Raw genomic sequence first — 14,859 nt, 5'->3', positions numbered from 1 at the left:
AGAGTTTTATATTCTAAATAATTTCTCTTTCTTTTCTTAACACAAAGAAAATGAATGCAAATAAAAATAAATGAAAAAAATCTCACAATCACCTCTCAAAATCCTCTAACAATTAACGAAATCGTTGATCTTTTAGAGAATTTTCAATTCACAATACAAAAACTGAACACTTCACAAAACAATTACGAAATAGAAGTAAATAAACCGATAAAGAACAAAGAACTTTTTACTAAAATCTTAAAAAACGCACTCCTTGGAAAAATACCTAAAAAATGCAAACTTTACTATTTTTATCAGCTTGATTTTTCTTTAAAAGAGATAAATTTTTTAAGAGCCTTAGCTATTTATCAGTCTCAAATAATGAAATTTTCTTACGAATTCATTATCAACACCTACATAAAATATTCTTCATTTATAAAAAATCCCTCTTTAGAAATAGACACCGATAATCAAAGCGAACATCAAGTACTTTTGATTTTTAGAGAAATTAAAAAAAACATAATAAAAACTAATTTGGAAAAAAACAAAGAAACTATAGCTTTTAAAATCGATATCAAAAACTTCAAGCACCTATTAAAAGGAATTAATCCCAATATCGAAAGTTTTGTTTATCATAACGATTTTTGCGGCGTTCATCTTAGGATGAGTAAAATCAGCAGAGGCGGTATCAGATATTCTCAAAGAGTGGATTTTAGAGAAGAGATAAAAGATTTAATGACAACCCAACAATACAAAAACGCAATTATCATCCCAAACGGAGCAAAAGGAGGATTTTTTATTTTTGATGAAAATCCGAGCAGAGAAAAAATTAAAAAATGCTATTCGTTATATATCGACGCACTTCTTGATTTGGTGGATTTTGAGTACGGGGAAGATAAAGATTTTTATTTCGTAGTGGCGGCCGATAAAGGTACGAGCGACTTTAGCGACATAGCAAACGAAATAGCGATTAAAAGAGGATATTTTTTCAAAGACGCTTTTGCAAGCGGCGGCAAAAACGGATATTCTCATAAAAAATTGGGAATTACTGCTCTTGGAGCTTTGACCTCAGCAAACAGACACTTTTTGGAAATAAACAAAAATATATTCAAAGACGAAATAAGCGTCGTGGGTGTGGGCTCTATGAGAGGAGACGTTTTTGGCAACGGAATGCTTATGAATGAAAACTTCAAGCTCATAGCCGCAATATCTTCAAAAGAGATTTTCATAGACCCAAATCCCGATATTAAAAAATCTTTTTTAGAGAGAAAAAGGCTTTTTGAAAACTCACTTTCGTGGAAACACTACGAAAAAAAAGCTCTTTCAAAAGGCGCAGCGATATTTGATAGAAGCAAAAAAACTCAAAAAATATCAAATGAGATTCAAAAATTAATAAATCACGACTCCCAAATCATCCAAACGGACGAACTTATAAAAAAATTATTAAAACTAAAAGTCGATATGTTATATTTCGGAGCAATAGGTACATACGTAAAAGCAAGCGAAGAAATCAACGAACTAATAAGCGATAAACAAAACGCAGACATAAGAATCGACGCAAACGAAATAAAAGCTTTCTGTGTTTGCGAGGGCGCCAATTTAGCAATGACGAATAAAGCCAGAGTCGAATACTCTCAAAAAGGAAGAATAAACCTTGATGCTATAGACAACAGCGCGGGAGTTAACATAAGCGATTATGAAGTAAACCTAAAACTAATTAATGCCGACGTTTTAAAATATACCGATATCGTAATAAAAAAAGTGCTAACCCAAAATATTATGCAACCTCTTAGAATCTCGCTTGACGAAAAGCTTAGCGAAGAAGACATTAAAGAGTTTGCAAACACTCTACAAAACGTAGAAACTTTTAATGAAGTTTTCAAAACGTTCGATTCTACCAAGCCGTTAAGACCTATCCTTGCGATTTTGCTTCTTTATACAAAACTTTTTATAAAAGAAAAAATAGATTTTTTTGATGAAAAATATCTAAAAGAGTACTTTCCTTTAGAAATAGACTATGAAAAACACATCTTAAAAAAAGAGATAGCAAAAACCGTAATAACAAACAAAGTAGTAAATCTTTACGGACTAAAAATCCTAAAAAACTTTTCCACTCAAAAAATTATCAATATTTTAATCTTAAACGAAGTTTTAAATCTTGAAAAAATAAAAGAAGAAGCTTTAAATTTAGAAATAAAAAAACAATATAAAATTTTGGAATTAATTGATGATATCATAACTCTAAACATAGATTCGAGTATAGAAAAAACGGATGAGAAAATAATAAACGACCTTGATGATTTTATAAAAAACCAAAACAGACTCAAATTTATCTCAATTTTGCTTAAAATCTCTCAAAAAACGGGCAAAAGCTTAAGACAGCTACAAAAAATATATTCTCAAATAAACGCGGTAATTAAACTTGAAAAAATCCTAAATCAAATCAAAAACATAAAAACAAAAAGCAAACTCGAAGAAGAGATGAAATATCAAACTTACAAAAATTTCCAAATATTTCTTTACAACTCCATTTTATATTCGCTAAATCATGAAATCCATCCAAAAAACTTTATAAATCCTTTAGAACTTAAAAAACATAAGTCGATTTTTTATTATAATTATTTAAGTAATGAACTTCTACTAAACTCCTTAAAGGTTGAAAATGAGTGATATAGAAAAAGAGATAGCCCTTACAAAACAAAAAATCGAAGAGATAATAAAAAATCAAGAGTTTGATTTTAAAGACCTCTTCAATGAAGAAGATTTGGAAAAACTAAAAAAATATTCTCAGGAATTTATAGATTTTTTGCTTGAGAAAAAAGAGATGCCTATTGTTTTTTTACTCATCGCTTTTATAACAGGACTAATAATAGGAAAAGCGTTAAAATGAAAGGACTTATTACAATTTTGGAGCTTCTTAGACTTTCTGTTAAAATGATGGAGCTTAAAACACTAAGTTTTATAGAAACTCAAAAAGAAAAACTTAACACCTTAATTCAAAAAAGTTTGATTTTGATATTTTTGATGATTTTAGCCTCTCTTTTTATCGGTTTTGCAATAATCGGTATTTTTTACGGACTATTTTTGATACTTTCTATTTATACCTCAAAAATTACCGCAGTTTTTATTTTAAGTTTTATATTGTTGCTTTTGGGAGTGATTTTAGGAGTTTATATACACAAAAAAATAAAGGAGATCAAAGAGATTTTATAATCTTGCTTGCAAGACCTAAATCGATATCTCCTCTTTGTTTTAATCTTTTCATAATCTCACCCATATTTTTACCGCCGATTTCGTCGATTATATTTTTAATTATTTTCGTAGTTTCTTCTTCATTTAACATTTTAGGAAGAAAACTTTCATAAATTTCAAGTTCTTTTTTAGCCTCTTCCATTCCGGCTTCAATAGATTCTTTAGCCATTTTAGCAAGTTTTTTAGCGGCGTCGATTATGTGTTTTTCACTAACTTCTTCACCTTTTTCTTTTGCGATTTTTTGTGCGCTATCAACAAGCATCATTAATGCGTTTGCTTTTGTTTTGTCTTCTTTTTTAGCTTTCATCATCATTTTTTTAAGTTCAAGTATTGTCATTTTTCACTCCTTTATTTATTTTCCTACACAAAAACTACCGAACATCTTATCAAGCATTTCGTCATACTCGAAAGGTTTGGTAATTTCGCTAATAGCTCTGATTGCATCTTGTATTTGATAACTGAAAAGTTCAAGCTCTCCCGTTTGTAAAAATTGTTTTGATTCGTTAATGGCGTTTAATGCTTTTTCTACGGCGTGAATTTGGCGAGTCGAGATTAATATATGTTCGTCTTCACTTGAAAAACTATCAAGTAAATTTTTCAGTTCGTCTATTAAAGGCGAAATATCTTTTTTTGCGGAAATTTTTACTACTTTTAAACCTTGGAATTTATCCAGGTCTATATTGATGCCCTTATCGACTTTATTAATAACGATAATAACTTCTTTATCCACATTTTTTAAAAGCTCCAAAATCTCTTCGTCTTCTTTTGTGAATTCATCGGCACTAAAAACTCCAACTACTATATCAGCTTCTTCAATAGCCTTTTTACTTCTCTCAACTCCAATTTTTTCAATTTCGTCTTTTGCCGCTCTAATTCCAGCGGTATCGATTATTCTTATGAGATGAGAGCCGATTTGAATATCTTCTTCGATAGTATCTCTCGTTGTACCGGCAATATCACTTACAATCGCTCTTTGTTTATTTAATAAAGCGTTTAAAATAGAGCTTTTACCGACATTTGGCTTTCCTACGATTGCTACTTTATAACCGCTAAGAAGAGCTTCTCTTCTTTTGCTCGATTCAAGAGTATGAATCAAAAGCTCTTCTATTTTTTGAAGTCTCTCTTCGATTTCACTACCTAATGTTTCAGGCAAATCTTCTTCGGCATAATCGATAAAAACTTCGGCATACGCCATTATCTCTATAAGTTTTTCTCTTACTTCATCTACGAATTTAGATAAGTCTCCCTCAAGCTGACGAGATAATAATTTCGCACCCTCTTTTGAGCGTGTTTCAATAAGCTTTGCAATTGCCTCGGCTTGCGAAGCGTCAATTTTTCCGTTTAGAAAAGCTCTTTTTGTAAATTCACCCGGATTTGCAAGTCTTGCACCGTGTTTTAAGACCTCTTCTAAAATAAGACGACTAACTACCACACCGCCGTGACATTGAAATTCGACAACATCCTCACCGGTAAACGAACTTGGTGCTTTGAAGTAAATTACAAGAGCTATGTCGATTAATTCGTCGTTTGAGTCAAATACTTTTGCTAAAGTGGCTTTTCTTGGAGTAAACTCTTTTTTTGTCAGTTTTTTTGCTATTTCAAGTGCATTATCACCCGAAATTCTAACAATCGAAATCGCCCCTATCCCGTTAGGAGTCGCTATTGCCGCTATTGTCTCCATGTCTATCTCCGATTACTACATATTTTTCGCCGTTTCTCTCTTTAATAGCGACATATTTCTCAGGAAATGCCTCTCTTAAAATTTCCAAAGCCAAAAACGCTAAAATTCCGTCAAAAGGTTTGGTTTTTCCATAACCTCTTTGTCTCACTTTTTCAATAAACGGCGCCAAAAAACTTCTTAACATCTCTTCTTGATTTTTAAGAAACTCAGCAATTTCAAGTCTTACTTTAAATCCGTATTTTTGGTTTATCCAATTATAAAACATATAATTCAAAGCGTTGTATCTATAGCCTTCTTTTCCTATCAAAAGTGCTGCATCTTCTCCGTCAAGTTTAATAAATACGGTCTCTTCGTCATATTTTTTAACTTCGCTAACTTCTACGTTAAAACATGATTTTTTAAAAAGATTCTCAAGCCCCTCTTTGATTTTAGGAAGTACGTCTTCAATATCAAAATCTATATGCTCGTCCACTTCGATAATCGCAGGCTTTGCAAAAAGACCGAAAATACCCTTTGACGGGTATTGAATAACTTTTGCGTTTAAGTCCGAAACGGAACAATTAAGTCTTTTTGCCGCTTCTAAATACGCTTCATCCAAAGTTTTAGCTTCTATTCTCACTTTTTAGCCTTTAAAGCTGCCTTTTTACTTTCCATTATTTTATTAATAATCCATTGCTGTGCGATTGATAGGATATTGTTCGTTGTCCAATATAATACGAGACCCGCAGGGAACGTCGCCATCATAATCGTAAAGATAACAGGCAAGAATTTGAAAATTTTCTCTTGCATAGGGTCTTGGAAATTTGTCGGTGTAAGTTTTTGATGAATATACATAGAAACACCCATTAGTACCGGTAAAATGAAATACGGATCCATTAAACTCAAATCTTTAATCCATAAGAAATGAGCCCCTTTAAGCTCGATTGAATATAATAGGAGTTTATAAATTCCGTAAAAAATCGGGATTTGCAATAATAAAGGTAAACAACCGCCAAGAGGATTAGCTCCATGCTCTTTATAGAGCTTCATCATATGCATTTGAAGTTTTTGTGGGTCTTTTTTATATTTTTCTTGGATTTCTTTCATTTTCGGCGCAAGCTCTTTTAGCTTATACATACTCACCATTCCCTTATATGTTAGAGGGAATAGTACAAGTCTTACAAGCACCACTAAAAGAATAATAGCAACCCCCCAGTTACCAACCATTTTATGTAACCAATCAAGTACTAAGAAAAGATTTCTCGCAAAAAACGTACCCACTCCGTATTGCACTACATCTACAAGTTGAGGGTTTATACTTTTTAGAGTATCTACGAATTTAGGACCGATATAGCCTGTAAGTTCGATATTTTTATCGCTTTTTACAAAAAGAGTCGGATTTTCTTCTTTATCAGGCACCACTACGGCAGTAATAGGTTCTTTAGAGAAAAACAGAGTCGTATAATATCTGTCAAACCCCGCTAAAACGATAGCGTTATTGATTGTTTCAGGCTTAGCGTCTCCGTCTTCTATAATTTCAAGAGTTCCGTCGCTTTTTTTGATAAGAGCTCCGTGAATCGTTAACTGATCTATTGCAACATCAGGTCTGTATCCAGGAGAGATATAATAAGTTACATTTTTTGAAAGCTCTACTTTTATATCATATCTTCCGTTAGGATAAAAAGTGATAACTTTTTTAACTATCAACCCGTTTAAATTCTGAGTAATAGTGACACTTTGAGGTTTGTCCTTGATTTCGATTTTATTTTTATCGGCAGTTGCTGATGTAGAAAATGCAAGTTTGTTAATTTCAGCATCTTCAAATCTCATTTCAAGCGGTTTTGGCAAATTAGGAGCAATTAATTGTAAATGCTTACCTTTTTTCGTGTTGAATTTGTTTTGTTTAAGTACGAAACTTGTAATTCTACCGATAGAATCGATTTTTACATCGAAGTTTTTAGAACTTATTTCAACTAACGTTTTTGTATTTAATGCTTTTGTGTTTGAAGCTACTTTTGAAGTGTTTGTAGTTGTAGTCGTGTTTTTTTCTACTTTTTGAGTTTGGGTCTTTTGAGCTTTTTCCATTTGCGGCTGCAATACGAAAAAGTCATAAGCCACAAAAAAAGCAAATGAAATCACCGTTGCTATGATTATTCTTCTTAGATTACCGCTATTATTCATTATTCGCCTTTATTACGATATATTTATTCTTTTTTTTCGTAGGAATATACCAAAAATCAATTTTCTCTTTTTTTCCATACACCGGTTTTATTTTCTTTGTAATTACCGGATAGTCTATCCCTCCTCTAAACAACTGATTACATCTTAAAATTCTTAATATTGTTTTTACGGTAGCACTGAAAAAGTTATCGTTTTTATATTCCCACAACGCATATTCGCTACAAGTAGGATAATATCTGCATTTTTGACCGAATAAGGGACTTATAAAATATCGATAAAACTCAACCGATTTTATCGACAATTTTTTTAAAATCATTTTCCAATCTCTTAAATTCTATTTCCGAAATATCAAATTTCGGCAAAACTATAAAAAAACCTGTTTTTAAATAGATACTTGCCAAATGTCTGATTCTTCTTTTTATTTTGTTTCTTATAACGGCTTTTTTAGATATCTTTTTCGATACTATCGCAGAAACTTTTAAAGAATCAGAGGAAAGATACAAAATAGTAAAAAATTTGCCGTTTAATCTCTTTCCTCTTTTATAAACTATCTTTATTTCTTCGCCGCTTAAACCGCTAATCTTTTTCTACCTTTTGCTCTTCTTCTTTTTAGAACTTTTCTCCCGTTTTTAGTTTTTAGTCTCGCTCTAAAACCGTGAGTTCTCTTTCTTCTGATTTTACTTGGTTGGTATGTTCTTTTCATAAACCTACTCCTTTTTTAATTTTAGTGTGGAATTTTACCAAAAGAAATTAGTATAATCCAAGTTTTCCGTCTTTTCTTCTGTAAATTACTCTTTTTTCTCCGTGCGTGTCTTTAAACACCATAAAATAAAGCCCGGAATTTTTGAACTCTTCAATAGCTTCGTCAATTGTTAGAGGTTTTTCCACATCAAGAGGCATTTCTACGATTTCGTCAACCTCTTCTTCTACGATTAGCTCTTCGATTCTGTCTTTTTTGCGATGGTCTTTAATTTTATCGTGATATCTTCTTAGTAATTTTTCAAGTTTATCTTTTGCTTTATCAAGAGCTGCGTACATATCTTTATCGGTATAATGAACTACCGCAGTTCCTTTTTCAGGGATATTCATAATTATTTCGACTGTAAAAAAGTCCCTTTTATCTTTATCAACCGTAACGATTGCGTGCATAATCCCGAGATTATATTTTTCAACTTCGTCGATTACTTTTTGAATATGGTCTTTCATTGGCTCAGTTAAAGCTACGTTTCTTCCAACAATTTCTACGTTCATATTACTCCTTTTTGTTAAATTATATCAAACATCAAGGGTTTTGAAGTGTAACTCTTACTTTTCTGATATAAAAATCGGGGTTTTTAGACGTTACAGTAACATAAACGAGTGCGGTCATATTAGTATCATTCGTATCTTCATAAGTACAATCTCCATTTGTAGTGGTGCAAGAAGGTGTAAAATAGTGAAATCTGACTTCCGCGTTAAATTCAGGAAATGATAAATCAATTTTTTTAATTCTTCCGTAAGTGGCATAATCGTGCCCTTGCATTGCCAAAACCGCATATTCTGTTGCCGCTCTTAGCGCAAGATCGGCTCTGGTATCCATAAAACTTCTTGCCGTATGTCTTGTAGATGATGCACCGAGTTCCAAAATCATAACACCCACCATCGCCATAATAATTATAAAAATTAAAGTAAAAAGTAACGAAAACCCTTTTTTCATTAGAATACCACCTTTTCTTTACAAATTGTAATTTTTTCATCACCTGCTTTTACTTTAGGATCGCTTATACAAATATAGATTCTCATGATTCCGTTTTGTTCTCTAAATCTAAATTGTGTTACGTGAGTTGATATTAAAGTACTATTACCGTTGACGTATGTTTCGGAATTCCATGGATAATAATTTTGTCTAAGAGTTAAATTAAAATCTTTAGTATCGGGATTATAAACCGGCACGATAGCCATTGCGGAATTTACCAAATAAAAGCCTTCAAAGACCATCGTACTATTAGACGTACTTATAGCCTTGACATCGGCAACGGTTTTGTTTTCATCCACTTTAAAACTTTTTACCTGAAAAACATTTTGAGCGGGACCGTTATAATACCCGTATGAAGAGTTTACTTCACTAAAGTCTCCCCTATCATCCGCACCTGAAAATATCAAAACTTCGTATTTTCCGGCAAATACGCTACCACCCGTCGAAACTCCCCATTGAGCTGTCCAGTTTGAATCCATATTCTCTACAATGTTAAAATTACTAAACGGCATACTTATATTATATTCGTCATTACCTAAATCCACCGTATTTATTAAATCTACAAATCCGGCCCATCCGGGTACGATGTAACCTTTCGCATCGTCATATATTCCTCTTTTTGAGTATACGTCTTTTGCCAGCCATTCAAGCACGGGATATTTATATGCATCCGCGGGAGTTACCAGTGATACCGATTTATAAGAAAGTACGTTTCCGTTAGCACACCCACCGTTAGTAGCGTTACACTCCACAGCAATCGTGGAATTAGGAACTCTTTGAGTCATTTTACTTGCTATCATATTTAAAACAATATCCGTTTTAAAAGAGAGCTTGTTTAAAGCTCTGGAAATATAGTAGTTTTGATAAACTTTATAAATTATTTGTGTAGTTATCGTAGCTAATATACCTACAATTATTAATACCACTAATATTTCAATTAAAGTAAAAGCTTTTTTCATTAATTCTCCTATTTATATGAAAGCATAGCCGAACGCCCAATATTACATCTTGGATAACTTAATTTTATTACGGTTCCGTCTTTTAAAACGGTCGTTATAGTTATAAGTTTTATATTTGTAGCGGTAGTCGTCACCCCGCTTGTATAAGTAAACGTAATATTCGTATCCCAATAATTGGTACTATCGGGAATATATTTAACGGTTACGTTTAAATCATATCCTTGACTTTCAACTCCGGCATGATGTTCTCCATAACCGTTATAATCGTCAATATCATCATATGTTGTTTCGTTAGGTTCGTTTGCATCAGGTCCGATATGCGAAACGGTATCGGCACTACCGCTTCTAAAATCCGGAGTTATTAACGATTTTGTTCCGGCTTCGATTTGATGTTTTCCTATTCTATATAATCCGTCCGTATAAGCATTAATCAAAAGTTCGCTATCTCCATTTGTTGCATTCAAGTCTTTATAATAATTCTCACCAACCGTATTGTTCTCATCAAAATATTTTGCGACAATTATATTAAGTAATGAAAACTGAGAGAAAAAAACTTCTTCTTTTATATTAGTTTTAACCGAAGTAGTAAATGCCGTCATCATAATAGGAATCGTAGCCATAACGATACCGATTATAATTATCGAAATCAAAACTTCTATTAAAGTAAAAGCCTTAAATTTTTTTTGACTTTTCATAAGTGTTTATAATCCCTTTCATTATTTTTCCCCTAACTCCCTCTTCTTCGAGAGTTCTAATACCTTCTGCCGTCGTTCCTTTAGGAGACATTACGCTGTTTTTTATTTGCGAAAAATCATCATCCAATTTTGCAAAACTCTCGAACAAACCTTTTGTAAGTTCTATTGAGACATCTCTTTTTAGACCGCAATAAACTCCTCCGTCACTAATTGCTTCCGCTATTATAGCCAAAAATGCCGGACCGCTACCAATAATTGCGGTTGCCATATCGATTTCGTCATCACTATTTACCCAAACGACTTTCCCTATCGCACCTAAAATTTCGGTTGCAAGCTCTTTTGAATCGATATCTCCCGTAATTGCGGTTGTGGAAGCTGCGTATTTAGCGGCTACGTTCGGCATTGCTCTTATATATGAAAAAGCGGGGATTTTTTGTAACTCTTTTAGAGGTTTTCCGGCAAGAATCGAGATTAATAATTTTGCTTTTCCCTTTAATTTTTGAGCCACTTCGTCCAAAACATATGGTTTTACGGCTAAAATTACGATTTTATTATCGATATTAGCTTCTTCGAAAGTATAATATTTTGCGCCGTATTTTTCTGAGAAGTTTTTAAGTTTTTCTTTGTCTCTTCCTATAACTTCAAGTTCGTATTTATCTTTTAATCCCTCGGCTATGGCGCTTGCCATAGCTCCGTATCCTATCAAAGTGACCTTCAAACCCTATCCTTTTTTAAAATTTGCCAAAGGCTCGGCTAAAGAGTACGGATATTTATCAAGTATTACCTGACCCATAAGTTTATCATCCATATTAAAAATCAAAGGCGCTGCGAAATTTACCGTGGATTTTAGAAAATCTTCATTAAGTGTTACGATATTTAACACCAAAAACTTTTTATTTTCATCAAGCTTTAAAGCCTTTTGTTCGCTTTCGCTTATTTCAAAATCGTAATCGTCCCTAAGCGCAAAGGGATTTACGAGTGTAAAGGTTACGTTTTTACCTTTTAGTCTGTAAAAAATATCGCTTACTTCTTCGAGTTCGAACTCTTTTTCATCCTCAAATCCCAAAATCGGAAGCACAACGTTAAATTTCATTTTAATCCTTTTTTGCCATAACAAGCAAATGCTATTCCAAATTATAGCAAATTTGAGAGTTTGTCAAATTTTAAGCAATCGCCTATTTTTAGTATAATTGCACCAAAAAAGGATTTTGAGTGAGAGAATACAATCCTAAAGAATACGAAAAAAGCACGTACGAAACTTGGGAAAAAGAGGGATTTTTCGAAGTTGACTATTCAAAAGATAAAAACTTCTGTATCATGATGCCTCCTCCAAACGTTACAGGAAGCCTTCATATCGGTCACGCTTTGACTTTTACGCTCCAAGATATTATGGTTAGATACAAAAGAATGGACGGCTACGCTACGCTTTGGCAACCGGGAACCGACCACGCCGGAATCGCAACTCAAAACGTTGTTGAAAAACAGCTATTGGCCGAAGGAAAAACAAAAGAAGAGTTAGGGCGCGAAGAGTTTTTAAAAAGAGTATGGGAATGGAAGGAATTCTCAGGCGGTACGATTACAAAACAGCTTAGAAGCCTCGGTGCATCTCCTGCTTGGAGCAGAGAGAGATTCACAATGGATGAAGGACTACAAAGAGCCGTAAGAGTAGCATTTAAAAGACTATACGACGAAGGTTACATCGTAAAAGGCAACTATATGGTTAACTGGTGTCCGAAAGACGGGGCACTAAGCGATATCGAAGTGGAATACGAAACTCATGAGGGAGAACTTGTTTATATCAAATACCCGATTGTAGATAGCGACGAATATATCGTAGTTGCAACGACAAGACCCGAAACTTATTTCGGAGATACGGCAGTTATGGTAAATCCTGAAGATGAGAGATATAAACATCTAATCGGCAAAAAAGTAAGACTTCCTATTATAAACAGAGAAATTCCGATAATTGCGGATGAATACGTAGATATGGAATTCGGTACGGGTGCCGTGAAAGTAACGCCGGCTCACGACCCGAACGACTACGAAGTGGGACTTAGACACAACCTTGAACTTATAAAAGTATTCGATGAAAAAGGTATCTTAAACGAACACGCCGGAAAATTCAAAGGGCTTGACAGACTCGAAGCAAGACCTAAAATAGTAGAAAAGTTAGAAGAATTAGGTTTTATCGAAAAAAGAGAAAAACATATTCACCAAGTGGGTCACTGCTACAGATGTAAAAGCGTAATCGAGCCGTATGTTTCGACTCAGTGGTTTTTGAAAAAAGAAGTGGCGATTCCTGCAATAGAAGCTGCAAATAGAGGTGATGTGAAATTTCATCCTGCTCAATGGAAAAACAACTATGACGCTTGGATGAGAGAACTTAGAGATTGGTGTATCAGCCGTCAGCTATGGTGGGGACACCAAATTCCGGTATATTACTGCGACGAATGCGGACATGAATGGGTAAGCGTGGAAGAACCGAGTGAATGTCCGAAATGTCATAGCAAAAATTTCCACCAAGACCCGGATGTACTCGATACTTGGTTTAGTTCGGCTCTTTGGCCTTTTTCAACTCTCGGATGGGAAAACGGCGAATGGGGCAAAGGTATTAAATGGCAACCTGAAGATTTGGAAAGATTTTATCCGAATAATCTTTTAATTACGGGATTTGATATTCTCTTTTTCTGGGTTGCGAGAATGATGATGATGGGAGTTCATTTCTTAAAAGACGTACCTTTCCGCGACGTATATCTTCACGCACTCGTTAGAGACGAACACGGTCAAAAAATGAGTAAATCAAAAGGAAACGTAATAGACCCTCTTGAAATTATCGAAAAATACTCAGCCGACGCGCTTAGATTCACTCTTGCGGTACTTGCTGTACAAGGAAGAGATATTAAACTTAGCGAAGCTAAAATCGTAGAATCGAGAAACTTTACCAATAAACTCTACAACGCCGCAAGATTTTTAACTATGCATCAAGAAAAATTCGAAGATTTGGATAATATCGAAATTAAAACGGAACTTGGAAAATGGATGCTTTATAAATTCAACGAAGCCGTTAAAAACGTTAGACGCGAACTTGACGAATACAGATTTAACGACGCGGCAATGACTCTTTATAGATATTTATGGCAGGATTTCTGCGACTGGGGAATCGAACTTAGCAAAGTAAGCAAAGATTCTATTGCGGAGCTCGGAGCTATTTTCAAAGAATCTATGAAACTTCTTCATCCGTTTATGCCTTTCTTGACTGAATTTTTATATCAAGAATTAAGCAAAACCGACGTAAAAGAAAATACTATTATGTTAAAAGAGTATCCAAAAGTAAAAGATGTAGAAAAACCTGCTGATTTCGATTTGATAATCGAAGCGATTGTAAGTCTTAGAAGAATAAAAGCCTTAACTCAAAGCAACTTCAAAAAAGCGTATGTTTTGGCGAATCTGCCTGAAATGGCAAAAGAGTACATCAAAAAACTTGCAAAAGTAGAAGAGATAGAATTCGTAAACGAACCTATTGAAAATGCAATCAGAGATATAAGCGATAATCTCGAAACTATGGTTAGCAAAGAGGAGATAGACCTAAAACCGATTATCGAAAGATTGAACAAACAAAAACAAAAATTACAAAAAGAAGTGGAAAAATTAGAGAAAAAGCTACAAAACAAAAACTTTATCGAGCGCGCACCAAAAGAAGTGGTTGAGAAAAACCAAGCCGAATTAAACGAAAACAAAGAAAAACTTCAAAAAATTGAAGAAGAACTAAGGAAATTAAATGCGTAAAATTATATTTTTACTCCCTTTTTTGCTTTTTTTGGCTTGTAGCAATAAAACGGCCGAAAAAACTGCAAACTCCGCTCTTGGAATTCACAACCAAATTTACAAAGCTTTAGAAAGTGGATATTATGACAATGCCGATAATTATCTTTTGGACCTTGAAGCCGCGTTTCCGGGTTCTATTTATATAAAAGAAGATTTATTAATGCTTTTTTACGCTCATCTAAAAAATGAGGATTTTCAGCTTGCGAAATTTTATTTGAATCAATACGAAAAAAGATTCGCAACCCCACAAGAAATTCCTTGGTGCGAATACCAAAAAATCAAAATAGATTTTCTCTCTTACCAAAACTCATACACAAACGAAGGAAAAATCCTCAATTTGATAAAAGAGTGTGAAAATTACAAATTGCAGTATCCCAACTCAAACTTCTTATACGAAGTAAACACAATTTATATGAAAGCACTCTTGACAAAAAAATATCTATACGCTAAAATATATAAGCTATATAAAAAAGAAGGCAAAATAAAAGCCGCTCAAAAATACAAAACTACATTACCAAAAGATTCAAAACCGCCTGTAATTCCATGGTATAAAAAACTATTTTATTGGTAAGG

General features: G+C 33.5%; 18 protein-coding genes. 5 read left to right on the top strand and 13 right to left on the bottom strand.

Going from position 1 to position 14,859, the window contains the following annotated elements; all coding sequences use genetic code 11:
* The first annotated feature begins 54 nt into the window (after positions 1-54).
* Genes EDC58_RS01325 through EDC58_RS01315 form a run of 3 tightly spaced genes read left to right on the top strand, consistent with a single transcriptional unit; the run spans position 55 to position 3,192 of the window.
* Positions 55-2,649: an NAD-glutamate dehydrogenase domain-containing protein gene (locus EDC58_RS01325; protein ID WP_123351700.1), complete on the top strand. Its 2,595-nt coding sequence runs from the start codon at positions 55-57 to the stop codon at positions 2,647-2,649.
* Positions 2,642-2,869, top strand: coding sequence for a hypothetical protein (locus EDC58_RS01320; RefSeq protein WP_123351699.1), 228 nt, complete (start codon positions 2,642-2,644; stop codon positions 2,867-2,869). Before EDC58_RS01325 ends, EDC58_RS01320 begins: the two co-directional genes overlap by 8 nt.
* Positions 2,866-3,192, top strand: coding sequence for a hypothetical protein (locus EDC58_RS01315; protein WP_123351698.1), 327 nt, complete (start codon positions 2,866-2,868; stop codon positions 3,190-3,192). Before EDC58_RS01320 ends, EDC58_RS01315 begins: the two co-directional genes overlap by 4 nt.
* Here the strand turns inward: EDC58_RS01315 and EDC58_RS01310 are convergent.
* The 13 genes from EDC58_RS01310 to fliW form a co-directional block, all read right to left on the bottom strand.
* Complete coding sequence (locus EDC58_RS01310) at positions 3,176-3,568, bottom strand: GatB/YqeY domain-containing protein (protein WP_123351697.1); 393 nt, start codon at positions 3,566-3,568, stop codon at positions 3,176-3,178. The two genes, EDC58_RS01315 and EDC58_RS01310, sit on opposite strands and share 17 nt — an antisense overlap.
* Positions 3,569-3,583: 15 nt before the next feature.
* Positions 3,584-4,912, bottom strand: coding sequence for a tRNA uridine-5-carboxymethylaminomethyl(34) synthesis GTPase MnmE (gene mnmE, locus EDC58_RS01305; protein ID WP_123351696.1), 1,329 nt, complete (start codon positions 4,910-4,912; stop codon positions 3,584-3,586).
* Complete coding sequence (locus EDC58_RS01300; protein WP_123351695.1) at positions 4,881-5,531, bottom strand: Jag N-terminal domain-containing protein; 651 nt, start codon at positions 5,529-5,531, stop codon at positions 4,881-4,883. Before EDC58_RS01300 ends, mnmE begins: the two co-directional genes overlap by 32 nt.
* Positions 5,528-7,072, bottom strand: coding sequence for a membrane protein insertase YidC (yidC, locus tag EDC58_RS01295; protein ID WP_123351694.1), 1,545 nt, complete (start codon positions 7,070-7,072; stop codon positions 5,528-5,530). Before yidC ends, EDC58_RS01300 begins: the two co-directional genes overlap by 4 nt.
* Entirely contained in the window at positions 7,065-7,388 is a 324-nt protein-coding gene (yidD, locus tag EDC58_RS01290; RefSeq protein ID WP_123351693.1) for a membrane protein insertion efficiency factor YidD, read from the bottom strand. Before yidD ends, yidC begins: the two co-directional genes overlap by 8 nt.
* The gene (gene rnpA, locus EDC58_RS01285; RefSeq protein WP_235823147.1) at positions 7,354-7,575 is read right to left on the bottom strand and encodes a ribonuclease P protein component; all 222 of its coding nucleotides are present in this window, start codon (positions 7,573-7,575) and stop codon (positions 7,354-7,356) included. Before rnpA ends, yidD begins: the two co-directional genes overlap by 35 nt.
* A gap of 65 nt (positions 7,576-7,640) precedes the next feature.
* Entirely contained in the window at positions 7,641-7,775 is a 135-nt protein-coding gene (rpmH, locus tag EDC58_RS01280) for a 50S ribosomal protein L34 (protein WP_007472994.1), read from the bottom strand.
* A gap of 47 nt (positions 7,776-7,822) precedes the next feature.
* Positions 7,823-8,323, bottom strand: coding sequence for a ribosome hibernation-promoting factor, HPF/YfiA family (gene hpf / locus EDC58_RS01275; protein ID WP_123351691.1), 501 nt, complete (start codon positions 8,321-8,323; stop codon positions 7,823-7,825).
* Between the two features lie 31 nt (positions 8,324-8,354).
* Positions 8,355-8,768 carry a type II secretion system protein gene (locus EDC58_RS01270; RefSeq protein WP_123351690.1) on the bottom strand — a complete coding sequence of 138 codons (414 nt, stop codon included), beginning with the start codon at positions 8,766-8,768 and terminating at the stop codon, positions 8,355-8,357.
* Complete coding sequence (locus tag EDC58_RS01265; protein ID WP_123351689.1) at positions 8,768-9,766, bottom strand: prepilin-type N-terminal cleavage/methylation domain-containing protein; 999 nt, start codon at positions 9,764-9,766, stop codon at positions 8,768-8,770. Before EDC58_RS01265 ends, EDC58_RS01270 begins: the two co-directional genes overlap by 1 nt.
* A gap of 8 nt (positions 9,767-9,774) precedes the next feature.
* On the bottom strand, positions 9,775-10,461 hold the full coding sequence (locus tag EDC58_RS01260; protein ID WP_123351688.1) for a prepilin-type N-terminal cleavage/methylation domain-containing protein: 687 nt from the start codon (positions 10,459-10,461) through the stop codon (positions 9,775-9,777).
* Positions 10,439-11,179, bottom strand: coding sequence for a pyrroline-5-carboxylate reductase (locus tag EDC58_RS01255; RefSeq protein ID WP_123351687.1), 741 nt, complete (start codon positions 11,177-11,179; stop codon positions 10,439-10,441). Before EDC58_RS01255 ends, EDC58_RS01260 begins: the two co-directional genes overlap by 23 nt.
* A 3-nt stretch (positions 11,180-11,182) precedes the next feature.
* The gene (gene fliW, locus EDC58_RS01250) at positions 11,183-11,554 is read right to left on the bottom strand and encodes a flagellar assembly protein FliW (RefSeq protein WP_123351686.1); all 372 of its coding nucleotides are present in this window, start codon (positions 11,552-11,554) and stop codon (positions 11,183-11,185) included.
* Positions 11,555-11,673: 119 nt separating this feature from the next.
* On the opposite strand from fliW, the gene EDC58_RS01245 reads away from it, so the two are divergent.
* Both EDC58_RS01245 and bamD read left to right on the top strand, forming a co-directional pair.
* Entirely contained in the window at positions 11,674-14,247 is a 2,574-nt protein-coding gene (locus EDC58_RS01245) for a valine--tRNA ligase (RefSeq protein WP_123351685.1), read from the top strand.
* Entirely contained in the window at positions 14,240-14,857 is a 618-nt protein-coding gene (gene bamD, locus EDC58_RS01240) for an outer membrane protein assembly factor BamD (protein WP_123351684.1), read from the top strand. The genes EDC58_RS01245 and bamD overlap by 8 nt, the downstream gene beginning before the upstream one ends.
* The last annotated feature ends 2 nt before the right edge of the window (positions 14,858-14,859 follow it).

The sequence above is a fragment of the Caminibacter pacificus genome (assembly GCF_003752135.1).
In the GTDB taxonomy this organism is placed as follows: Bacteria; Campylobacterota; Campylobacteria; order Campylobacterales; family Nautiliaceae; genus Caminibacter; species Caminibacter pacificus.
This window is presented reverse-complemented; position numbering and strand designations above follow the sequence as displayed.